Annotated in this window: 21 protein-coding genes; 10 read left to right on the plus strand and 11 right to left on the minus strand. The window is 71.7% G+C overall.

All coding sequences use genetic code 11. The annotated features are described in order from the left end of the window. The first annotated feature begins 6 nt into the window (after nucleotides 1-6). The 3 genes from B116_RS0119945 to B116_RS0119955 are packed head-to-tail and all read left to right on the plus strand — an operon-like array spanning nucleotide 7 to nucleotide 2,289. A complete protein-coding gene (locus B116_RS0119945; RefSeq protein ID WP_050591898.1) occupies nucleotides 7-951 on the plus strand; it encodes a lysylphosphatidylglycerol synthase domain-containing protein in 945 nt (314 codons plus the stop codon). 11 nt (nucleotides 952-962) lie between these two features. Continuing rightward, nucleotides 963-1,607, plus strand: a complete 645-nt coding sequence (locus B116_RS0119950) for a GTP cyclohydrolase II (protein WP_027661103.1) — start codon at nucleotides 963-965, stop codon at nucleotides 1,605-1,607. After that, nucleotides 1,600-2,289: a RibD family protein gene (locus tag B116_RS0119955; RefSeq protein WP_018720096.1), complete on the plus strand. Its 690-nt coding sequence runs from the start codon at nucleotides 1,600-1,602 to the stop codon at nucleotides 2,287-2,289. The genes B116_RS0119950 and B116_RS0119955 overlap by 8 nt, the downstream gene beginning before the upstream one ends. Before the next feature lie 27 nt (nucleotides 2,290-2,316). Here the strand turns inward: B116_RS0119955 and B116_RS0119960 are convergent, their stop codons facing one another. Genes B116_RS0119960 through B116_RS0119980 form a run of 5 tightly spaced genes read right to left on the minus strand, consistent with a single transcriptional unit; the run spans nucleotide 2,317 to nucleotide 7,927 of the window. Continuing rightward, a complete protein-coding gene (locus B116_RS0119960) occupies nucleotides 2,317-2,883 on the minus strand; it encodes a GNAT family N-acetyltransferase (RefSeq protein ID WP_027661104.1) in 567 nt (188 codons plus the stop codon). After that, nucleotides 2,876-4,969: a penicillin acylase family protein gene (locus tag B116_RS0119965; RefSeq protein WP_027661105.1), complete on the minus strand. Its 2,094-nt coding sequence runs from the start codon at nucleotides 4,967-4,969 to the stop codon at nucleotides 2,876-2,878. Before B116_RS0119965 ends, B116_RS0119960 begins: the two co-directional genes overlap by 8 nt. Continuing rightward, a complete protein-coding gene (locus tag B116_RS0119970) occupies nucleotides 4,966-5,775 on the minus strand; it encodes an ABC transporter ATP-binding protein (RefSeq protein ID WP_027661106.1) in 810 nt (269 codons plus the stop codon). Before B116_RS0119970 ends, B116_RS0119965 begins: the two co-directional genes overlap by 4 nt. Nucleotides 5,776-5,801: 26 nt before the next feature. Beyond that, a complete protein-coding gene (locus tag B116_RS0119975) occupies nucleotides 5,802-6,830 on the minus strand; it encodes a FecCD family ABC transporter permease (RefSeq protein ID WP_027661107.1) in 1,029 nt (342 codons plus the stop codon). Further along, nucleotides 6,827-7,927 carry a FecCD family ABC transporter permease gene (locus B116_RS0119980; protein WP_027661108.1) on the minus strand — a complete coding sequence of 367 codons (1,101 nt, stop codon included), beginning with the start codon at nucleotides 7,925-7,927 and terminating at the stop codon, nucleotides 6,827-6,829. Before B116_RS0119980 ends, B116_RS0119975 begins: the two co-directional genes overlap by 4 nt. 65 nt (nucleotides 7,928-7,992) lie before the next feature. Between B116_RS0119980 and B116_RS0119985 the strand changes: the two genes are divergently transcribed. Continuing rightward, nucleotides 7,993-9,024 carry an ABC transporter substrate-binding protein gene (locus tag B116_RS0119985; RefSeq protein ID WP_018720102.1) on the plus strand — a complete coding sequence of 344 codons (1,032 nt, stop codon included), beginning with the start codon at nucleotides 7,993-7,995 and terminating at the stop codon, nucleotides 9,022-9,024. Here the strand turns inward: B116_RS0119985 and B116_RS27640 are convergent. After that, nucleotides 9,017-9,154 carry a hypothetical protein gene (locus B116_RS27640; RefSeq protein WP_155245688.1) on the minus strand — a complete coding sequence of 46 codons (138 nt, stop codon included), beginning with the start codon at nucleotides 9,152-9,154 and terminating at the stop codon, nucleotides 9,017-9,019. The two genes, B116_RS0119985 and B116_RS27640, sit on opposite strands and share 8 nt — an antisense overlap. Between B116_RS27640 and B116_RS0119995 the strand changes: the two genes are divergently transcribed. The 4 genes from B116_RS0119995 to B116_RS0120010 are packed head-to-tail and all read left to right on the plus strand — an operon-like array spanning nucleotide 9,153 to nucleotide 14,429. After that, nucleotides 9,153-10,754 carry a pyridoxal phosphate-dependent decarboxylase family protein gene (locus tag B116_RS0119995; protein ID WP_027661109.1) on the plus strand — a complete coding sequence of 534 codons (1,602 nt, stop codon included), beginning with the start codon at nucleotides 9,153-9,155 and terminating at the stop codon, nucleotides 10,752-10,754. The genes B116_RS27640 and B116_RS0119995 overlap by 2 nt on opposite strands. Nucleotides 10,755-10,789: 35 nt before the next feature. Then, the gene (locus B116_RS0120000) at nucleotides 10,790-12,076 is read left to right on the plus strand and encodes a lysine N(6)-hydroxylase/L-ornithine N(5)-oxygenase family protein (RefSeq protein ID WP_018720105.1); all 1,287 of its coding nucleotides are present in this window, start codon (nucleotides 10,790-10,792) and stop codon (nucleotides 12,074-12,076) included. Continuing rightward, a complete protein-coding gene (locus B116_RS0120005; RefSeq protein WP_027661110.1) occupies nucleotides 12,073-12,642 on the plus strand; it encodes a GNAT family N-acetyltransferase in 570 nt (189 codons plus the stop codon). The genes B116_RS0120000 and B116_RS0120005 overlap by 4 nt, the downstream gene beginning before the upstream one ends. Beyond that, a complete protein-coding gene (locus B116_RS0120010; RefSeq protein ID WP_018720107.1) occupies nucleotides 12,639-14,429 on the plus strand; it encodes an IucA/IucC family protein in 1,791 nt (596 codons plus the stop codon). The genes B116_RS0120005 and B116_RS0120010 overlap by 4 nt, the downstream gene beginning before the upstream one ends. A 65-nt stretch (nucleotides 14,430-14,494) precedes the next feature. Here the strand turns inward: B116_RS0120010 and B116_RS0120015 are convergent, their stop codons facing one another. The 4 genes from B116_RS0120015 to B116_RS0120030 are packed head-to-tail and all read right to left on the minus strand — an operon-like array spanning nucleotide 14,495 to nucleotide 17,581. Then, nucleotides 14,495-15,559: an ABC transporter ATP-binding protein gene (locus tag B116_RS0120015; protein ID WP_027661111.1), complete on the minus strand. Its 1,065-nt coding sequence runs from the start codon at nucleotides 15,557-15,559 to the stop codon at nucleotides 14,495-14,497. Continuing rightward, the gene (locus tag B116_RS0120020; protein ID WP_027661112.1) at nucleotides 15,556-16,404 is read right to left on the minus strand and encodes an ABC transporter permease; all 849 of its coding nucleotides are present in this window, start codon (nucleotides 16,402-16,404) and stop codon (nucleotides 15,556-15,558) included. The genes B116_RS0120015 and B116_RS0120020 overlap by 4 nt, the downstream gene beginning before the upstream one ends. Next, the gene (gene modA, locus B116_RS0120025; protein ID WP_027661113.1) at nucleotides 16,401-17,159 is read right to left on the minus strand and encodes a molybdate ABC transporter substrate-binding protein; all 759 of its coding nucleotides are present in this window, start codon (nucleotides 17,157-17,159) and stop codon (nucleotides 16,401-16,403) included. The genes B116_RS0120020 and modA overlap by 4 nt, the downstream gene beginning before the upstream one ends. After that, nucleotides 17,156-17,581, minus strand: coding sequence for a TOBE domain-containing protein (locus B116_RS0120030; protein ID WP_018720111.1), 426 nt, complete (start codon nucleotides 17,579-17,581; stop codon nucleotides 17,156-17,158). Before B116_RS0120030 ends, modA begins: the two co-directional genes overlap by 4 nt. A 264-nt stretch (nucleotides 17,582-17,845) precedes the next feature. Between B116_RS0120030 and B116_RS0120035 the strand changes: the two genes are divergently transcribed. Together B116_RS0120035 and B116_RS0120040 are read left to right on the plus strand one after the other, a co-directional pair. Continuing rightward, on the plus strand, nucleotides 17,846-18,268 hold the full coding sequence (locus B116_RS0120035) for a Fur family transcriptional regulator (RefSeq protein ID WP_018720112.1): 423 nt from the start codon (nucleotides 17,846-17,848) through the stop codon (nucleotides 18,266-18,268). A gap of 155 nt (nucleotides 18,269-18,423) precedes the next feature. Beyond that, nucleotides 18,424-19,560, plus strand: a complete 1,137-nt coding sequence (locus tag B116_RS0120040; RefSeq protein WP_018720113.1) for a carboxylate-amine ligase — start codon at nucleotides 18,424-18,426, stop codon at nucleotides 19,558-19,560. Nucleotides 19,561-19,636: 76 nt separating this feature from the next. On the opposite strand, the gene B116_RS0120045 is transcribed toward B116_RS0120040, so the two are convergent. Continuing rightward, nucleotides 19,637-21,418: an N-acetylglutaminylglutamine amidotransferase gene (locus tag B116_RS0120045; RefSeq protein WP_082312853.1), complete on the minus strand. Its 1,782-nt coding sequence runs from the start codon at nucleotides 21,416-21,418 to the stop codon at nucleotides 19,637-19,639. Nucleotides 21,419-21,506 lie beyond the last annotated feature (88 nt).

Raw genomic sequence — 21,506 nt, forward strand, 5'->3', positions numbered from 1 at the left:
GGGGGACTGGACGGTCAGGACGATGTCGCGGATAGCGGCCGGCGCTGGGCGTGGGCCCGGACGCTGGGTGGTCTCGGTCTGCTGGCTCTGCTGCTGTGGCTGGTGGGTACCGGCCCGTTCCTTGCCGGGCTGCGCCTGATCACCGTTCCAGCGTTGGCCGCGGCGTTGGCGATCGGCGGGATCACCACGGTCTGCGGTGCGTGGCGCTGGAGGCTGGTGGCCCGGGGACTCGGGGTTCGGCTGCCGCTACCCACCGCTGTCGCCCACTGCTACCGGGCGGTCTTTCTGAATGCGACCCTGCCCGGCGGGATCCTGGGCGACGTGCACCGGGCGGTCGGCCACGGGCGGGCCGTGGGTGACCTCGGCCGGAGCGCCCGGGCCGTCCTCTGGGAGCGGACCGCCGGCCAGGTGGTCCTCGCGGTGGTCGCGATGGTGGTATTGGCCGTGTTCCCGTCCCCGGTCCGGCCGTATCTGCCGGTAGTGACCGCCACGCTGGCCGGGGTCGGCCTCGGCGCAGCGCTGCTGGCGTGGATGCGTCCCACCGGTCAGTCCCGGTGGGCGCGGGTGGTCCGCGTCGCGATCGCCGACATCCGTGCCGGCCTCCTGGCCCGCCGTACCTGGCTCGGGGTGCTGCTCGCCTCGATCCTCGCCGTGGTGGGGCACCTGGCGACCTTTGTGCTCGCCGCCCGGACCGCCGGCTCGACGGCGCCGCTGTCGCTGCTGCTGCCGTTGACCCTACTGGCCCTGCTCGCCATGGGTATTCCGGCGAACATCGCTGGCTTCGGACCCCGCGAGGGAGCGGCCGCGTGGGCTTTCGGCGCAGCCGGTCTCTCCGCCGCGGAGGGCGTCGCTATCGCCGTCGTCTATGGGGCTCTGGTGCTCGTCGCCAGTCTTCCCGGTGCCGCCGTCCTGGCGGCCCGTCGTGTCCGCGTGCCGGCTGGCACCGTCTGACGAGGAGTCCGATGCACCCAATTGCCACGATCCGCACCCAGGTCAGCGTGCCGTTACGCTTTCCGGACGGGTACGCCACCACGGCCCGGGTCTACTCCTTCGCCGGTCTGGTTGACGGTCGCGAGCACCTGGCTTTCGGGCTCGGCAACCAGGCTGCCCCGGCGGTGGTCCCAGCGGAGCGCTCAGTGCCGCTGGTGCGGCCGCACAGTGAATGCCTTACTGGAGATGTGTTCGGTAGCCAGCGCTGCGACTGCGGCCCGCAGCTGCGCGAGGCGGTCGAACGAATCACCGACCGCGGTGGCTATCTGCTCTATCTACGCCAGGAGGGCCGGGGTATCGGCCTGTACGCGAAGTTGGCGGCGTACGCGTTGCAGGACGCCGGGTTGGACACGTACGAGGCGAACATCGCCCTCGGCCACGGGGCGGACGAGCGGGACTACACTGTCGCCGCGCAGATGCTCACCGCCCTCGGTGTGGATCGGGTCGCGCTGCTCAGCAACAACCCGGACAAGTGCGCACAGCTGAACCGACACGGCATCGCCGTCAGCGAACAGGTGACCACCGGGGTCTTCCTCTCCCCAGCCAACGCCGACTATCTGGCGATCAAGGCGACTCGCGGTGAGCACACCCTCGACCTGTCTTTCGTTCATGACTGAGCGCCCGTACGTCCTGCTTAGTTGTGCCGCGTCATTGGACGGCTACATCGACGATGCGACCGGTCAGCGGCTGGTGCTCTCCAACGACGCCGATCTGGACCGGATCGATGAGGTGCGGGCTGGCTGCGACGCGATTTTGGTCGGTGCGGGCACCATCCGGCGAGACGATCCGCGGCTGCTGGTCCGGTCCGCGGCGCGGCGGGCCGAGCGGGTTGCCCATGGCCGGGCTGCCTCACCCGTCCGGGTGACCGTCACTGGCTGCGGCGACCTCGACCCGCGGGCCCGGGTGTTCACCACCGGTACGACCCTCAGGTTGATCTACTGTGCCACCTCGGGGGTGGAGAAGGTCCGGGAACGCCTCGGTCACGTCGCCACCGTGGTTGACGCCGGGGAGCCGGTCGACCTGGCGCCGGTGCTGGCCGACCTGGCCGCGCGGGGGATCGGCCGGTTGCTGGTGGAGGGGGGCGCGAGCATGCACACCCAGTTCCTCGCCAGCGGGCTCGCCGACGAGCTGCATCTGGTGGTCGCCCCGTTCTTCGTCGGGGACGGCCGGGCACCCCGCTTCGTGCGGGACGGCTCCTTTCCGTGGCACGCCGGTCGTCGGGCTCAGGTCGCCGAGGTGCGTCAGATCGGCGATGTGGCGTTGGTCCGTTACGCCCTATCCGACCGCTGCCCCGGCTGACGGCGACATCTGGTGCGGATCTATCCGCTACCGGCGGCCAGCAGCGGTGCGATCCAGGAACATCAGTCGGGCCTGCTTGTCCGGCAGGTCGACCAACGGCCCATCGACGAAGCCGGTACGGCGCAGTCGAGCCTGTGCCCGCTCGTTGCGGGCGTCTGGCTCGGCGACGATCCGCTGGTGGGTGGGGTCGGCGAAGACGAAGTCGACCAGGAGCCCGAAGAGGTGGCCGGTGAAGCCCGGCTCGGGGCGGGTGGGGAGGGCCGGCGGGCCGATCAAAAAGTGGACGCCGTGGTCGCCGGGCTGGACCCGGTACACCTCGCCGACCGGATCGGCGTCCGGCTGGTATGTCTGGAACAGCGCCGCCGGGGCCCCGTCGCGTAGCGCCAGCCAGGCATGGTGAGTGGGGAGTGAGTCCAGGTAGTGGTAGATCTCCGCCACCCGCTCCCGACCGGCGTCGCGCATCCCCCAGAACCGGGCCCGCTCCTGGCTGACCCAGCCGTGGATGAGGTCCAGGTCGCCCTCCGGATCGACCGGCCGCAGCTGCACCTCGCCGAAGCCCGCGACTACCCGCCCGAAGACCACCCGGTCACCCATTCCGCTCCTCCGTCAGCTTGTCCCAGTCGGTGACTATCGGCAGCAACTCCCCGCGTTGCCAGGCTGCCAGCTGGTCGTCGTCGTGCCCCGCGCCGGGCACGCCATCCGCGCCGAGCGGCACCACCCAGCGGCTGTTCTCGCGTCGGGCGAGGTCCCAGGCGTATCGGGCGGCCGGCCCGCGCCGGCACAGGTCGGTTACGCCGGGCACGCTGGAGGTGGCGAGCACACAGTCGTGGTCCCCATCCAGCTCCGGTCCGGCATCCACCCCCCGGGAGCCCGGCACCGGGTTGTCCGCGACCACGTTGACCGGCCCCGCCCGCCAGGGCGCGAACCGGTGCCGGGTACCCCACCGGGCTGCCTCGCCGCCGACAGCGGGGTCGCGGTCACCGCCCGCGACCTCCAGCAGTGCGGCCCGGACCAGGGCCGGCGCGTCCAAGCCGGGTAGCGCGTCGGGGGCGAGTAGCGCGTTCAGCGCCGTCCCCACCCGAGGGGTCAGCGCCAACCAGGGCGCGAAGACCTCCGGGTACGCCGGTGGGTCGGCGAGCGCTGCCAGCGCCGGGTGCGCGGTGATGCGCCGGACCAGGTCGGCCCGGAGGGCGGCGAAGGCGCCCGCGTCGGCACTGTCGGCGGCCATCCGTCGATCCCAGCGCAGCAGCCGGTCTCGCAGCGCGACGGCCGGCGTCGGCAGTTCCTCCAGGCCCGCCAGGAGGGCGAGCAGTGGCCCGGCGGCGGCCGAGTACGTGTCGGTGTGCACGTCGGCCATTCGCTCCGCCGTCCAACCGGCGGTCGCGTCGAGCAGCTCGCGGATGCGCCGGGCCCGGTGTGGGGGTGCGAACTCGACCCCCAGCGAAGCGGAGAGAGCACGCTCGTTGGCCATCACGGCGACCTCGGTGACGGTAGCCCGCGGCATCGAGCACCAGCCAGACCAGGCGTACCGGGGCTCCCACGCCGGTACGACCCGAACGCCGTTGGCCGATGGGCGGGCTGGCACCGCACCGGCGACCCGGTGCAGCAGCCCACCGGCGGTGTCGGCGGCGAGCACCACATTGACCGGTTCCACCCAGTGCTCCACGGCGGCGTCAACGTCGGCGACGGTGCGTGCCCGCAGTAGCGCCGGCAACGCGGCGAAGCCCAGCTCGCCGCTGACCCGGGGTGGGTAGCGGAGGCTGATCGCCTCGGCCGACTCCGGGCCGCCAACCACCACCGGCCCCCGGTCGGTCTCCACCACCTCCACCTCGACCGGCTCGCCGCCCGCCACCGTGATCGTCTCTGCGTGCGTGCGCGTCGGCTGCCAGCCGTCCGGCCCGTACGCCTCCACGTCGCTGCCCTGTCGACGTAGCCGCTCGGCGTACAGGTCCTGGTAGTCAGCCATCGCGTTGGTGATCGCCCAGGCGACTTCGCCGGTGTGCCCGAAGTGGCCGATGCCGGGAATGCCCGGTACCGCCAGACCGACCACGTCGTACGCCGGGCAGGCGAGGCGGATCTGCTGGTAGATGCCCGGGTCCTCGAGGTACCGGTGTGGGTCGCCGGCGAGTAGGGCGGCACCGGTGGCAGTCCGTCCGCCGGCCAGTAGCCAGCCGTTACTGCCGGAGCTGACCGGCGCGTCGGCGTGGAAGAGCGCGACGGCGTCCGGGCCGAGTTGCCGGGTGAGATGCTCGCGCCAGAGCTTGCTGGGGAAGCCGGCGAAGAGCACGTGGTGGGCCAGCCAGATCGCCAGCGGGGTCCAGGGCTCCCACCGGCCGGCGTCGAGCCCAGCGGTGGCGAAGCGCGGGTCGCGGGCCACCCCCGCGGCCAGGCCGGCGTTTACTCCGGCCACGTACCGGCCCACCCAGGAGGCGGTCGCCGGGTCGAGGCGGGCGTGGCAGCGGCGGGCGGTGTCGGCGAGGCGGGCCTGACGGGCGAACCGGTCCCACGGCACCGCCTCCGGGCCGAGGAACGCGGCGCTCGCCCCGAGCGATCGGTGCCGCTCCACCTCGATCTGCCAGGCCCGGTCGTACGCGGTGACCCGGCCCTGGGCGTATGCCAGCTCGTCGGGGTCGGCGGCCCGCAGGTGCGGCACACCCCACTGGTCCCGGAAGAGTCTCACGCCGTGACTCCGATCGCGGTCCGGTGCCGGGCCGCCGGCACCACCAGCGGGGTGCCGGTCTCCGGATCGTCGATGATCCGGCAGGGGAGGCCGAAGACCTCCTCGACGAGCGCGGCGGTAACCACCGTCCGGGGCGGGCCGGTAGCCACCACCTGCCCGTCGCGCATGGCGATCAGGTGGGTCGCGTAGCGGGCGGCCTGGTTCAGGTCGTGGAGTACGGCGACCAGCGTGCGACCCTCCTCCTCGTGTAGCCGGGCGCAGAGGTCGAGGATCTCGATCTGGTGGGCGATATCCAGGTAGGTGGTGGGTTCGTCGAGCAGTAGCAGGGGAGTCTGCTGGGCGAGGGCCATGGCGAGCCAGACCCGTTGCCGTTGCCCGCCGGAGAGTTCGGCAACCGGGCGGTCGGCGAGGTCGGCGACGCCGGTGGCCGCCATCGACTCGGCGACCACCGCTTCGTCCTCACGGGACCACTGCCGCAGCAGCCCCTGGTGCGGGTATCGGCCCCGGGAAACAAGTTCGGCCACGCCGATGCCGTCCGGGGCGACCGACGACTGGGGCAACAGGCCAAGGGTCTTCGCGACCTCCCGGGCGGGACGCTGGTGGATGTCCGCTCCGTCCAGCAGGACCGCACCGGTACTCGGCCGAAGCAGCCGGGACAGGGCGCGCAGCAGGGTGGACTTGCCGCAGGCGTTCGGGCCGATGACGACGGTGAACGACCGGTCCGGAACGTCAACGGTCAACTCGCGGGAGATGGTCCGCCGTTCGTATGCCAGGGTCATCGCGCTACCGCGTAACCGGGACCGCATCTTTGGTGCTCCGTTCTCCGTCGTTGTCACAGCCGACCCGCCCGACGTTCGGCTGTCAGTAGCCAGATTAGGTACCCGCCGCCGATCAGGCCGGTTACTACCCCTACCGGCAGTTGGTGGCCGGGGATGACGCGTTGAGCGGTCTGGTCGGCGACGACCAGTAGTAGCGCCCCGAGCAGTGCCGAGGGCAGCAGGTTGGGACCGGGTGCGCGGGTGAGTCGTCGGGCCAGGTGCGGCGCGGTGAGCGCCACGAAGTTGACCGGGCCGGCGGCTGCCGAGGCGAGGGAGACCAGCAGCACGGCGGCGCCGAGCAGGGCCAGCCGTAGCCGCTCGACCGGCACGCCGAGGGCGCTGGCGGAGTCATCGCCCATCTCCATCAGCCGCAGGGCGGGCCCGGCGCCGGCCAGCACCGCCGGCCCGAGTAGGGCGAGGGCGATCAGAACCGGCAGGGCGTGTATCCAGCCCCGGCCGTCGAGGCTGCCGGTGAGCCAGAGTACGGCCCGGGCGGCGTCCATCAGTGGGGCGCGGGTGAGCAGCCAGCCATTGATCCCAGTGAGGATCGCGGCGACCCCGATACCAGCCAGCACGAGTCGGTAGCCGTGCACTCCGCGTCGCCAGGCGATCACGTAGACCAGGAGGCCGGTGGCGAATCCGCTGACGGCGGCGGCACCGGAGAGCATCGTGCTGGTGCCGCCGATGACGATCACCACCAGCGCGCCGGTCGCCGCGCCCTGGGTGAAACCGAGCAGGTCGGGACTGCCGAGGGGGTTGCGGACCAGGGTCTGGAAGACGGCGCCGGCCAGAGCCAGCGCGGCGCCGACCGCGATGGCGGTGACGAGGCGGGGGAGTCGTAGCTCGTGGACGATGAACTCCTCAGCCGGGGTACCGCCGCCAGTCAGGGTGCGGAGCACGTCGGCGGCGCTCATCGGGTAGTCGCCGCTACCCAGTGCCAACACTCCCACGGCCAGGGTGAGTAGCGCGCAGGTCAGGCCGACGGCGAGGGCGCGCGGGCGCAGGCGCAGCGAGATACCGCCCGGTGTACGTACGACGATCATGGCTGCCCCACCCGCCCCCGGAGTACCAGCCAGAGGAAGAGCGGCCCACCCAGCACGGCGGTGACCATGCCGACCTGGAGTTCGCCGGGGCGGCTGAGGACCCGGCCGAGCACGTCGGCACCGAGCAGGAGCACGGGTGCGAGCACGGCGCAGTAGGGCAGCAGCCACCGTAGGTCCGGCCCGGTCAGCGCGCGTACCAGGTGTGGGACCAGCAGCCCGACGAAGACGATCGGTCCACAGGCGGCGGTGGCGGCGCCACAGAGCAGGGTGACCGCCGCGATGACTGCCGCCCGGATCAGCGCCGGCCGCGCGCCGAGCGCCCGTGCGGTGTCGTCGCCGAGGGCGAGGGCGTTCAGCGGGCGGGCCACGGCGAGGGCGAGCAGCAACCCCACCGCGATGAACGGCGCCACCGTGCCGACGATGGCTAGTTCGGCGCTGGCCAGCGATCCCACGGTCCAGAACCGCAGCCGTTCCAGCGAGGCGGCGTCGAGCAGCATGATCGCGTTCACATAGGAGTAGAGGGTGGCGTTGAGCGCGGCACCGGCGAGGGCCAGCCGCGCAGGGGTGGCACCGCGCCCGCCGCCCACGACGTAGCCGGCGGCGGTGACGACGGCGGCGCCGGCTAGCGCTATCCAGACCTGTCCGTCCAGTCCAGCGACACCGACGAGGACCGTGCCGGTGGCCACCGCCGCGGAGGCGCCGGCGTTGATGCCGAGTAGCCCGGGGTCGGCGAGCGGGTTGCGGGTGAGCGCCTGCATGACCGCCCCGGCCACCCCGAGGGCAGTTCCGGCGAGCAGGCCGAGCAGTGTGCGGGGCAGTCGCATCTGGTGGACCACGGTGTATTCGTCCGCGTCGGGGTCGAGTAGCCCGGACCAGACATCGGCGAGCGGGAGGGCTTTCGCCCCGACGGCGATGCTGAGCACCGCGACGACGGCGAGCAGGAACACGGCGGCGGCGAGGCCGCTGGCGCGGGTGGCGGTACGACCGCGTCGGATGGGGTGCGCCGAAACCGTTTGCGCTGCGGACGGCGGTGATTGAGTGATGGACAGGGTGAACTCCGAGTTGGTGCGAATCGCCGAGGCGGGGCTTGACAGCATCTTAGGTTAGGTTAGCCTAACCCCGCTGTCCATGGTCGCCCACGACCCCGACCGAAAGATCTCACATGTCGTACCCCGCGTCCGCCCGTCGACTCTCCCGTCGTGGCCTGCTCGCCGCCGCCGGCGGTGTCGGCCTGGCCGCCCTCCTCGCCGGCTGCGGCAGCGAGGACACCGACACTCCCTCCGCCGACACCAGCTCCGGTCCCTGGTCCTTTACCGACGACCGAGGCGAGAAGCTCTCCGCCGAGGAGCCTCCCGCCCGCGTCGTCGCCTTCACCGGAGCGGCCGCGGCGCTGGTCGACTTCGGCCTCAACGAGCAGATCGTCGGCGTGTTCGGCGAGACCACCCGCGCCGACGGCAGCAAGGACCCGCAGGCCGGGGAGCTGAACGTGGAGAGCGTGGAGATCCTGGGCAACACCTGGGGCGAGTTCAACCTGGAGAAGTACGTCGGCCTGCGGCCCGAACTGCTGGTCACCCACATGTACGACAACGATGCGCTCTGGTACGTGCCGGACGAGAGCAAGGACAAGATCGTCCCCCTCGCCCCGGTCGCGGCGATCACCGCTGCCCGGGTGCCCATGACCCAGCCCATCGAACGATACGCGCAGCTCGCCGAGTCCCTCGGCGCGGACCTGTCCGCGCCGGCGGTCACCAAGGCGAAGGCCCGCTTCGACGCCGCCGCGGAGTCGGTCCGCGAAGCCGTCAAGGCCAACCCGGGTATCAAGGTGATGGCCTGCTCCGGCAGCCCCGACCTGTTCTACGTCTCCAACCCGAAGGTCGGCACCGACCTGATGTACTTCGCCGAGCTCGGCGTCGACCTCGTGGTGCCGACCAAGCTGGAGGCGGGCGACTACTTCGAGGCACTCAGCTGGGAAAACGCCGGCAAATTCCCGGCCGACCTGCTTCTGCTCGACAACCGCGGCACCGCGCTGCAGGCCGCCGACCTCGCCCCCAAGCCGACCTGGGCGCAGCTACCGGCCGTGGCGGCCAACCAGATCACCACCTGGGATTCCGTGCCCCGCTTCTCGTACGCCGGTGCCGCTCCGCTGCTGGAGAACCTGGCCACCGCGATCAAGGGTGCGAAGAAGGTCAGCTGACCGTCGCGTCCCGGCCGGCGACACCACCGGCCGGGACCCGCCCAAACTTCCGTACCGCAACCGCCGTCAGCGCACGGCGGACGATGGCGGCTGCCCGCATCCGGGCGCCATGAACATGAGGATCACCCATGAACCCGTCCGCAGACCCCGTTGACGCCGTACCGCTCGACCAAGGGCCCACCTCGGCCCGACCCGACCCGGCGACCGGGTCCCCAGGCGCTGTCGCAGCCGCCCAGGCGTACCTGCTCGGCAACGGCTCGGTCGACCACTACCGACAGGCGCTCGCCGACGGGGTGGAGCGGGTGGCCCGACGGGTCGCCGCCGTCGACCGCCCCTTCACCGGCATCACCCCGGACGAGCTGGCCCCGCTCGTCGGCGGCATCGAACTCGACCGGCCGCTCGGCGACCACACCACCGCCCTGGACGAGTTGGACGAGCTGTGGCTGCGCGACGCGGTCTGGTTCCACCACCCCCGCTCCCTGGCCCATCTCAACTGCCCGGTGGCAATCCCCGCACTGCTCGGCGAGGCGATGCTCACTGCCGTCAACCCGTCGCTGGACACTTGGGACCAGAGCGCTGGCGCCACCTTCATCGAGCGCCGGTTGATCGGGTGGACGGCCGCCCGGATCGGCCTCGGAGCGACCGCCGACGGAATCTTCACCAGCGGTGGGACCCAGTCCAACCTGCACGCCCTGCTGCTGGCCCGAGAGGAGGCCGTCGCGCGCACCGCCGATGCGGACGCCCGGGCCGCGCTCCTGCCCCGGCTGCGGATCCTCACCTCCGCCGCCGGGCACTTCAGTGTCCAGAAGGCCGCGAAGCTGCTCGGACTGGCGCCGGACGCGGTGATCACCGTCGAGACCGACGCGACCCGGCGGATGTGCCCGCAGGCGCTGGACCGGGAACTTGAGCGTTGTCAGCGGGCCGACCTGCCGGTGATGGCGGTGGTCGCCACCGCCGGTACCACCGACTTCGGCACCATTGACCCGCTCCCGGAGATCGTCGGGCGCTGCGCCACCGCGGGTGTCTGGCTGCATGTCGACGCCGCGTACGGCTGCGGCCTGCTGGTCTCGCCGACCCGCCGGCACCTGCTCGCCGGCATTGAGCAGGCTGACTCGGTGACCGTCGACTACCACAAGTCCTTCTTCCAGCCGGTCAGCTCAAGCGCGTTGCTGGTCCGGGACCGCCAGGTGCTGCGGCACGCCACCTACCACGCCGACTACCTCAACCCCGCCCGGGCGGTCGCCGAGCGCATCCCGAACCAGGTGGACAAGAGCCTGCAGACCACCCGTCGGTTCGACGCGCTGAAGCTGTGGTTGACCCTGCGGGTGATGGGCCCGGACGCGATCGGTGCGCTCTTCGACGAGGTCTGCCGCCGCGCCGTTGACGCCTGGGCCCTCGCCGACGCCGACCCCCGCTTCGAGGTGGTCGCCCGCTCACCGCTGAGCACCGTCGTCTTCCGCTGGTGCCCCGCCGGCACCGACGCCGAGCTGGCCGACGAGGCCAACCGGCACGCCCGGGCCCAACTCGCCGCCTCCGGTGCCGCCATGGTGGCCGGCACCATGGTGGACGGCTGGGCGCACCTCAAGTTCACCCTGCTCAACCCCGCGACCACGAGCGCGGACGTGACCCTCGTGCTGGACTTGATCGCCGAGTACGCCGGCCGGTACGCGCACGACCACGCCCCCGGGCGGAGCGACCGCCCGGCCGACCTGTCCTGCTCGGTCGTCTGACCAACCACCTTGCAACACCGCGTCTGGAGAAGCACATGACCACCCACGACTTCATCGCGATCGGGCTCGGCCCGTACAACCTGGGCCTGGCCTGCCTGACCGAGCCGATCTCCGAGCTGGACGGGCTCTTTTTGGAGTCCCGGGCCGATGTCTCCTGGCACCCCGGGATGCTGCTGGAGTCCACCCGACTGCAGACGCCGTTCCTCGCCGACCTGGTGACCTTCGCCGACCCCACCTCGCCGTTCTCCTTCGTCAACTACCTGAAAGAGACAGGCCGGCTCTACCCCTTCTACATTCGGGAGAGCTTCTTCCCGCTGCGGGCGGAGTACGACGCGTACTGCCGGTGGGCGGCGGACCGGCTGTCGAACCTGCGCTTCGGGCACACCGTCACCATGGTGTCCTACGACGAGGCCAACGGCGAGTACGTGGTGCACGCGGAGACCGCCGACGGACCGGTCACCCACCGGGCCCGGCGCCTGGTGCTCGGCACCGGCACCTCGCCGGAGCTGCCCGCCGTCTGCCAGGATCTCGGTGGGGACGCGTTCCACAACTCCCGCTACATGGAGCACCGCGACGCGCTGCGGAGCAAGCGGAGCATCACGATCGTCGGTAGTGGGCAGAGTGCCGCCGAGATCTACCACGAACTGCTCACCGACATCGACAGCTACGGCTATCAGCTGAACTGGGTGACGCGGTCGCCCCGCTTCTTCCCACTGGAGTACACGAAGCTGACGCTGGAGATGACGTCGCCGGACTACGTGGACTACTTCCACGCGCTGCCGGAGGAGACCCGCTACCGGCTGGAGTCCGAGCAGGTCGGGCTGCTCAAGGGGATCAACTCCGACCTCATCAACAGCATCTTCGACCTGTTGTACGCGCGCAGCACCGACGGTCCGGTCCGTACCCGACTGATCACCAACACCGAGCTGGTCAGCGCCGCCCACGACGCCGGTACGTACACGTTGGGTCTGCGCCACCACGAGCAGGGCCGGGACTTCACCCTCGACACCGAGGGCCTGGTGCTGGCCACCGGCTACCGGTTCCAGGCGCCGGCGTTCGTGGACGGGATCCGGGACCGGCTCCGCTGGGACAGCCACGGCCGGTTCGACATCGCCCGTAACTACAGCATCGACCACACCGGACGCGAGGTCTTCCTGCAGAACGGCGGCACCCACACGCACAGCGTTACCTCCCCGGACCTGGGCATGGGACCGTACCGGAACTCGTACCTGATCCGGGAAATGCTCGGCCGGGAGTACTACCAGGTGGAGAAGAGCGTCACCTTCCAGGAGTTCGGGGCTCCGGCGGCGGTGGATTCGTGACCACCCTGCACACCCGCCGGGACCCGCTCCTGGGCGAGTTCACGCTGCGCGCTCTTGACCCGGAAGGTGACGCCCCGCTGCTGCACCGCTGGGTCACGCACCCGAAGGCGGCCTTCTGGCTGATGCAGGACGCCGACGTGGCGCAGGTCGCCGCCGAGTACCGGCGCATCGCCGACCACCCGCACCACGACGCGTACCTCGGGTGGCACGAGGCGGCGCCGGTCTTCCTCGCCGAACGCTACGACCCGGCCCATGTGGAACTCGTGGGCCGGTACGACGCCCGCCCCGGCGATGTCGGTATGCACTTCCTCTGTGCTCCCACCGAGAAGCCCGTGCACGGATTCACCCATGCCGTCATCACGGCGGTGCTGGACTGGCTCTTCGCCGACCCCGCCACCCAGCGGGTCGTGGTGGAGCCGGACATCCGCAACACCGCCGTCCACGCCCTGAACGCCGCCGTGGGTTTCCAGGTCGTCGGCCCGGTGGAGCTACCGGCGAAGACCGCCCTACTGAGCACCTGCACCCGCGCGGCCTTCCGCGCCGCCACCCAAGGAGCGCCCGCATGACCCCCGGCGAAGCCGTCACGCACCTCACCCCGGCGCGCTGGGAGCAGGCCAACCGGCTGCTGGTGCGCAAGGCTCTCGCCGAGTTCGCCCACGAACGGCTGCTCACCCCGGAGCCGATGCCGGCTGAGCCGGGTCGCTACCGCGTCCGTAGCGACGACGGCACGGTCGAGTATCGCTTCACCGCCCGGCTGCTCGCCCTGGACCACTGGCAGATCGACCCCGACAGCGTCACCCGACACGGGGAGTCCGGGCAGCTGCCGATTGACGCCGGCGACTTCTGCCTGGAACTGCGCGGCGCACTCGGCCTCTCCGACCGAGTCCTGCCGGTCTACCTGGAGGAGATCACCGCCACCCTCGCTGGGACCGCGTACAAGCTCGCCCGAGGCGGGCCGGCGGCGGAGAAGCTGGTCACCGCCGAATTCCAGACCGTGGAGTCGGCGATGACCGAGGGGCATCCCTGCTTTGTGGCCAACAACGGCCGGCTTGGATTCAGCTCCGACGAGTACCACCAGTACGCGCCGGAGGCCGCCGCGCCGGTGCGGCTGATCTGGCTCGCCGCGCACCGCGACCACTCAACCTTCAGCTGCTCGGCGGAGCTGGACTACGACACGCTGATCCGCACCGAGTTGGATGAGCCGACCCGGGCCCGGTTCGCTGCCACCCTGGCCGAGCTCGGCCTGGACCTCGCCGACCATCACCTGATCCCGGTGCATCCCTGGCAGTGGCGACACAAGCTCTCGGTCACCTTCGCCGGGGAGGTGGCCCGCCGGCACCTGGTCTACCTCGGTGCGGGGCCGGACGACTACCAGGCCCAGCAGTCCATCCGGACCTTCTTCAACCTGACCGAACCCGGCCGGCACTATGTGAAGACCGCGCTGTCGGTGCTGAACATGGGCTTTATGCGGGGCCTGTCGGCCGCCTACATGGCGGCCACCCCGGCCATCAACGACTGGCTCGCCGACCTGATCGACGGCGACGAGGTGTTGCGCGGCACCGGGCTGACCATCCTGCGCGAGCGGGCTGCCGTCGGCTACCGGCATCGGCAGTACGAGGCGGCGACGGATCGCTACTCGCCGTACCGAAAGATGCTGGCGGCGCTCTGGCGGGAGAGCCCAGCGCAGGGGTTGCCGCCGGGCCGGCGGCTGGCCACCATGGCCTCGCTCCTGCACCTTGACCCGGACGGCCGGTCCCACACCGCCGCGCTGATCGCCGCCTCGGGGCTCACCCCGGCGGCCTGGCTCCGCCGCTACCTCGACGCCTACCTGGTGCCGTTGCTGCACGCCTTCTACGCGCACGACCTCGTGTTCATGCCGCACGGCGAGAACGTCATTCTGGTCCTGCACGAGGGGGTGGTCGAGCGGGTGATCTTCAAGGACATCGCCGAGGAGATCGCGGTGATGAGCGCCGACGCGCCGTTGCCCCCGGCGGTGGAGCGGATCCGAGCGGACGTACCGGAAGAGATGCGACTGCTGTCGATCTTCACCGATGTCCTCGACTGCTTCCTGCGGCACCTCAATGCCGTGCTGGTCGAGGCGGGGGTCTGCCCGGAGGAGACCTTCTGGCGGACGGTCGCCGAATCCGCCACGGGCTACCTGGACCGGGTGCCGCACCTGGCCGAGCGGACCCGGCGGTACGACCTCTTCGCACCCGAGTTTGCGCTCTCCTGCCTCAACCGGCTTCAGCTGCGGGACAACCAGCAGATGGTTGACCTCGCCGATCCGGCAGGGGCGTTGCAACTCGTGGGGACGCTGGCCAACCCGCTCGCCCCGTACCGCCCGGGGAGCTGACGGCCCGGCCCGGAGCGCGCCTACCCGGCCCGGAGCGCGCCTACCCCGTCGGTAGGCCACGTCCGCTACCCCGCCGGGTAGGCGTGCGTCTCCGTCACCTCGACCGCGGCCCACACCCGTTGCCCTGGAATCAGGCGCAGGGTCGCCGCGGTCGCAGGCGGTACGTCGGCCGCCACCTGGACCGGCCCGTCCAACTGCACCCGCAGGTTGTCACCGTGGCGCTGCACCCCGGCGACCGTGGCCGGCCAGGTGTTGGGTGGACTACCGGCGGGCTGGCCGTCGTGCAGCGCCACCGCCGAGGGGCGGAACGCGACGAAGGCGTCCCCGTCAAGGCGCTCCGGGACGGTGAGCAGGAGCCCGTCGGCGACCCGGATGTGGTTGTTCTCGGCCCGGCCCCGGTGCAGGTTCAGCCCGACCAACTGGGCAACGTAGTCGGTCCGGGGCCGGGCGGTGACAGTGGCCGCATCCCCCTCCTGGACAACCCGGCCCTCCTCCACGATCACCAGCCGGTCGGCCAGCACCAGCGCGTCGAGGGGGTCGTGCGTGACCAGTACGGTGGCGCCGGAGTGGGCGGCCAGGTGCCGGTGCAGCTCGGCGCGGGTGTCCAGACGGGTACGGGCGTCCAGGGCGGCCAGCGGCTCGTCGAGCAGCAGCACGGCCGGCCGTACCGCGAGCGCTCGGGCCAGCGCCACCCGCTGCGCCTGCCCGCCGGAGAGCTGACCGGGACGCCGGCGGGCGTGCGCGACCATCCCCACCCGGGCCAGCCAGTCACCGGCGCTGCGCCGGGCCGTGCGCCGGTTGGCGCCGTGCCGGCGCGGGCCGAAGGCCACGTTGTCGAGCACGTTCAGGTGTGGGAAGAGCAGGTAGTCCTGGAAGACCACGCCGACCGAGCGGTGCTCGGCGGGGACGAACGTGCGCCGGTCCGGCCGGTCCAGGTCACTGCCCGCCACCGTGAGGTGGCCGGCGGTCAGGGGCTGCAGGCCGGCAAGCGCCCGCAGGGCGGTCGTCTTGCCGGCGCCGTTTGGACCCAGCAGCGCCACCACCTCACCGGCGGCGACCCGCAGCGGTACGTCCAGCCGGAAGTCGCCCCGCTCCACCGCGAGGCGCGCGTCCAGGAGGCAGCCGGTCACGGTGTGCTGATCCACCGGTCGCGCAGCCCCGCCAGGATCACGACCGAGACGACGAGCAGGATCAGGCTGAGTACGATCGCGGCCTCGACATCGGTCTCCAGCGCCAGGTAGACCGCGAGCGGCATGGTCTGGGTCCGGCCCGGGTAGTTGCCGGCGAAGGTGATCGTGGCACCGAACTCGCCCAGCGCGCGGGCCCAGCACAGCACCGCCCCGGCGGCCAGGCCCGGCCCGACCAGCGGCACGGTGACGTGGGTGAACGTGGTCCACCGTCCGGCGCCGAGGGTGGCCGCGGCCTCCTCGTATCGGCGGTCGGCACCTCGTAGTGCCCCCTCCACCGCGATGACCAGGAACGGCATCGCCACGAACGCCTCGGCGAACACCACGCCGGTGGTGGTGAAGGGCAGCGTGATCCCGAAGGTCTGGTCGAGCCAGCCGCCGATCAGCCCGCGCCGACCGAAGACCAGCAGCAGGGCCACCCCGCCCACCACGGGCGGAAGTACCAGAGGCACGGTGACCAGGGCGCGCACCAGCCGTCGGCCGGGGAACTCCACCCGGGCGAGCAACCACGCCAGCGGTACCCCGAGCAGCAGGCAGAGCAGGGTCGCCAGGGTGGCGGTGAGTAGCGACAGCCGCAGCGCGGCGAGCACCCCGGGCTCGGCGAGCCGCTGCGGCAGAGTGCTCCACGGGGTGCGGGCCAGCAGACCGATCAGCGGCAGAGTCAAGAAGGCCAGACCGAGTAGCGCCGGCAGCAGCAACGCGATCGGGACGCCACCGCCTCGTCGGGGGGCACCGCGCGGTCGGCGGGAGCCCACCGGCCCGCGGACCGGATGCTCGGTGAGCGTCATGGCGCCTGGAATCCGGCCTCGGTGAGCACCGCCCGCGACTGGGTGGAGCGGACGTGGGCCACGAAGGCGTGGGCCGCGGTCGGGTTCGGCGCGTCGGCCAACACGGCGATCGGGTAGTCGTTGATGGCCTGGGCGGACTCGGGGAACTCCACCGCCGCCACGTCCGGCGTGGCGGCCCGCGTGTCGGTGCGGTAGACGAGGGCGGCGTCCACCTCACCCAGCCGTACCTTCGCCAGGGCTCCCCGCACGTCCGCCTCCAGGGTGACCGGGGTCAGCGCGACACCGGCGGCGTCGAGCGCCCCGCGGGCCGCCGCCCCACACGGCACCTGCTCGGCGCAGAGCGCCACCTTCAGCCCGGGCCGGGCCAGGTCATTCAGGCTTCGTACGCCCTCGGGGTTGCCGGCGGCGACCGCGATGACGAGTTGGTTGCGGACGAAGACGGCCGGCGTGCCGTCGGCGGTGGTGACGGCCTCCAGGTGCTGCGGGGCGGCGGAGGCGAAGACATCCGCCGGGGCCCCTGCGGTGATCTGGGTGGCGAGGGCGGAGCTGCCGGCGAAGTTGAACACGACGGTGCTGCCGGGGTGGGCTGCCTCGAAGTCGCGCCCGATCCGGTCGAACGTCGCGGTGAGCGACGCGGCGGCGAAGACGGTCACCGTGCCGGTCACGTCACCGTCGGCGGCTTCACCACCGGGGGTGCCACAGCCGGCCAGGACCAGCGCGACGGCACCGGCCAGGACCGCGGTACGCGGCCTCATGGCGCCGGCCTTCCCCGGGTGCCGGCCGGCGGCGTAGCCCGTTCGACCAGTACGTTGGTCGACTTGATTACGGCGACGGCCAGCGAGCCGATCCGCAGGTCCAATTCGTCGACGGCCTCCCGGCTCATCAGGGAGACGATGCGGAACGGGCCGGCCTGGATGTCGACCTGGGCCATCACGGTGTCCCGAACGACACCGACCACGATGCCGCGTAGTCGGTTGCGGGCCGACGAGGCGTCGGAGCGCTCGTCGCGCTCGGCCGCCTGCGCGCGGGCGAAGGCCGCCAGATCCACCCCGTCCACGGCGCGGTGTCCATGCTCGTCGCGTTCCGCCCGGATGCGCCCAGCGTCGATCCAGCGGCGGACGGTGTCGGCGCTCACCCCGAGCAGCTCGGCCGCTTCCCCGATCCGAAACCTCGTCACCCGGTCACCTTAGCGTCTGCATTCGAGAGGCACTGCCCCGCTCATCCCCGGCGGCTGCAAGGTGCTGGAGCCAGATTTCCTCGTAACCGCGAGGTCTGGCTCTAGTCGGACACCGACGTGCATGCCTGACCCGGTGGTCAGACCCGTCGGCGGTGGGATCGACGGGCCTGGCCCGCTGCCGCGGTGTACGCCGCGGGCCGGGTCTAACCCGGCGGCGCATAATGTGGGTACGCCGGAGCTGCCCCGGCGGTCAGCACACGTGAAATGGTGGGGAGTACGGTGCCGCGGACGATTCCGAACGCAACCCGGAACACCCGGCAGCGGGCCGAGGTGCTCGCACTGCTCGGGGAGGTTGACGGGTTTCACACGGCGCAGCAACTGCACCGGATGCTCTGCGACCGCGACGCCCGGGTGGGCCTGACCACCGTCTACCGGACCCTCCAGCTTCTGGTGGACGCCGGCGAGATCGACTCCACCCGGCTGCCCGGCGGCGAACAGCTCTTCCGCCAGTGCAGCCAGAGCCGTCACCACCACCACCTGGTCTGCCGGTCCTGCGGACGGACCGTGGAGGTGGCCGGCCCGGCGGTCGAACGCTGGGCCGACCAGGTGGCGGCCGAGCATGGTTTCAGCGAGGTCGGGCACACCCTGGAGATCTTCGGCATCTGCGCCGGCTGCGCCGCGTCCTGACCTGACCGGCTGCCACCGGCCGGGGCGTTTCCCGCCCCGTCGGCCGGGAAATCGTCACCGCGGCGGCACCCGGCAACGCGGTCGGGAAGCCGTCATCGCGGCACCCCGGCAACGCGGCGTATCGCGCGCCGCCCGACGAACGGACGCCGATCGCCATGACGTACCGTCCGGCCACCGACCGTCCCGACCTGGACAACCTCACCCTCGGGGTCGAGGAGGAGTTTCTGCTGCTGGACTCCGATACGGGAGAGAGCATGCCGATCGCCGCCCGGGTACTCGACGGGTTGTCCGGCGCCGCCTACGAGCAGAGCCGGCGGGAGTTTCGACACAGCATGGTCGAGATGGTCACGCCGGTCCTATCCGACCTGACGGAGCTGCGGCGGCACCTGGTGGCGCTGCGCACCGCCGCCATTCACGCGGCCGAAGCCGCCGGCGCCCGCCTCGTCGCGGTGGGAGCGACTCCGGTGAACGAGGCGCACCGGACCGTACCGGACGAACCCCGCTACCACGCGATGTCCCGGCGGTTCGGACCGGTCGCGCACGACCCGGCGGTCTGCGGCTGCCACGTGCACGTCGGCCTGCCCGACCGGGAACTGGCGGTCCAGGTCTGCAATCACCTGCGCCCGTGGTTGCCGGTCGTGCAGGCCCTCACCGTCAACTCGCCGCTGCACGACGGCCAGGACACCGGGCACGCGAGTTGGCGGGGGATGCAGCTGGAGCGTTGGCCGAGCATTGGCCCCACCCCGTACTTCGACTCGGCCGCCGACTACGACGCCACGGTGGCGGATCTGATCAAGGCGGGGATCATGCTCGATGCCGGGATGGTCTACTGGTATGTCCGGCCCTCCGTCGCGTACCCCACGGTCGAGGTTCGGGTTGGCGACGTCTGTCCCACGGTTGACGACACGGTGCTGGTGGCTGCGCTGGTACGAGCCCTCGTCGCGACTCTCGCCGCGGAGGTCCGAGACGGCGTCCGCGCGACCCGGATTCGCGGCTGCCTGGTCTCCGCCGCACACTGGCGAGCCGCTCACGACGGGCTCGACGGTGACCTTGTTGACCTTCGTACCGGGCACGCCCGACCGGCCTGGGACTTGGTGGACGAGATGTTCGCCCTCGTCACGCCCGCCCTGGAACGCCAGGGCGACCGGGGGTACGTGCTCGACCAGCTAACTCGGCTCCGGGACGAGGGTACCGGTGCGGCACGGCAGCGCCGGATTCTGGAGCGGACCGGCTGCGACGTCCGCGCCGTCCTGGCTCATCTGGCCGCACAGACCCGCCCCGTCCCGGCCTGAGCTGGCTGGACCAGACCGTCAGTTCTGCCGCCTGGCCGAACCGTCCGTCCTACCGCTGGTGGTGTGGCCGCCCGTCCTACCGCTGGTGTGTCTGCAGCCACAGCTCCAGCAGCCCGAGCTGCCACAGCTTGTTGCTGCCGGCCGCGGCCTGCATCGCCGCCGGGTCGGCGAGCAGTTCGTCAACGTACTCGGGCTGGAACAGCCCCCGTTCCTGGGCGACCGGTGCCCGCAGCGCGTCGATCACCAGCTCCCGCACCCGCCCGGAGACGTTGCGCAGCGCCGGCACCGGAAAGTACCCCTTCGGTCGGTCGATCACCTCGGCCGGCAGCACCTCCCGGGCGATCTCCTTGAGCACGCCCTTGCCGCCCTGCGCCACCTTGTGCTCCGGCGGACAGGCCGCGGCGAGCGCGACCAGATCCTGGTCCAGAAAGGGGGTGCGGACCTCCAGCCCCCACGCCATGGACATGCTGTCCACCCGCTTGACCGGGTCATCGGGGAGCATCCGGTGGGTATCCAGGCGTAGCACCGCGTCCAACGCGGTCTCCGCGCCGGGCGCGGCCAACTCGGCGACGAGCAGTTCCCGACTGGCGTCCCGGTCGTGGGCGTACGCCGGACTGACAACCCGGGAAAGCTCGGCGTGGTCGCGGTCGAAGAACGATGCGGCGAAGACCTCCGCCGCCCCGTCCCGGGGTGCCGTCACGAGCGGCTGGTGGTAGCCGTACCCGGCGAACACCTCGTCGGCGCCCTGCCCCGACTGGGCCACCTTGACGTGCTTGGCCACCTGTTCGCTGAGCAGGTGAAAGGCCACCACATCATGGCTGCCCATCGGCTCGGTCATCGCGGCAACCGTGGCTTGGACCGCCGGCAGCAGGTCGTTGTCGGCGAGCCGGATCCGCCGATGGTCGGTGCCGAAGGCCCGGGCCACCTGGTCGGAGTAGTGGAACTCGTCGCCCGCCTCGTCGCCCCGGCTGTCGAACCCGATGCTGAACGTCTGCAGGTGGTGCTGGCCCGCCTCGGCGAGCAGGGCCACGATGAGACTGGAGTCCAGGCCCCCGGAGAGCAGCACCCCGACCGGGACGTCCGCCACCAGCCGCCGGCGAACCGCCGCGCGCAGGGCGCCACCGACCGCTGCTTGCCAGTCCCGGGCATCCCGGCCGGCGTGGGCGGGGTCGCGGGCGTACTCCGGCTGCCAGTAGACGCGTTCGCGGCTGCGCCCGTCCGCCTCGACCACCCGCAGCGTCGCCGGGGGCAGCTTCCGGACGCCGCGCAGCACGGTCCGCGGCGCCGGCACAATCGAGTGCCAGGAGAGGTAGTGGTGCAGGGCAACCGGGTCGATTTCGGTGTCCACGTCGCCGGCGTGCAGGAGCGCGGGCAGAGTTGACGCGAAGCGCAGGCGGCCGGGGGACTCCGCCAGGTAGAGCGGCTTGATGCCGAGCCGGTCGCGGGCCAGCACCAGCCGCTGACGGATCCGGTCGAACAGCCCGATTGCGAACATGCCGACCAGGTGGTCGACGAAGGCCTCCCCCCACTCGGCGTACGCCACCAGGATGACCTCGGTGTCACTGGTGGAACGGAAGGTATGCCCGGCGGCCCGGAGCTCCTCACGCAACTGTGGATAGTTGTAGATGCATCCGTTGAAGACCAGCGCGGAGCCGAGGTCCTCGCGCACCATCGGCTGGGCGCCGGTGTCGGAGAGGTCGATAATGGTGAGCCGGCGGTGCCCGAGGGCTACCCAGCCGTCGGTCCAGTGGCCGGTGTCGTCCGGGCCGCGGGACTCCATCGCCTGGCTCATCCGGATCACCGCGTCGGTGTCCGGCCGCGATCCGTCAAAACGCGCTTCCCCGCTGATGCCGCACACGCTCAGTGCCCCTCCGGCCGCTGTCCGGCGGTCCGGGCAGGTCGGTGGCCGAGCGTCGAATCCATGGCCCACCGTCCCGTCGTACCGT

The organism is Salinispora fenicalii, assembly GCF_000514815.1.
Classification (GTDB): Bacteria; Actinomycetota; Actinomycetes; order Mycobacteriales; family Micromonosporaceae; genus Micromonospora; species Micromonospora fenicalii.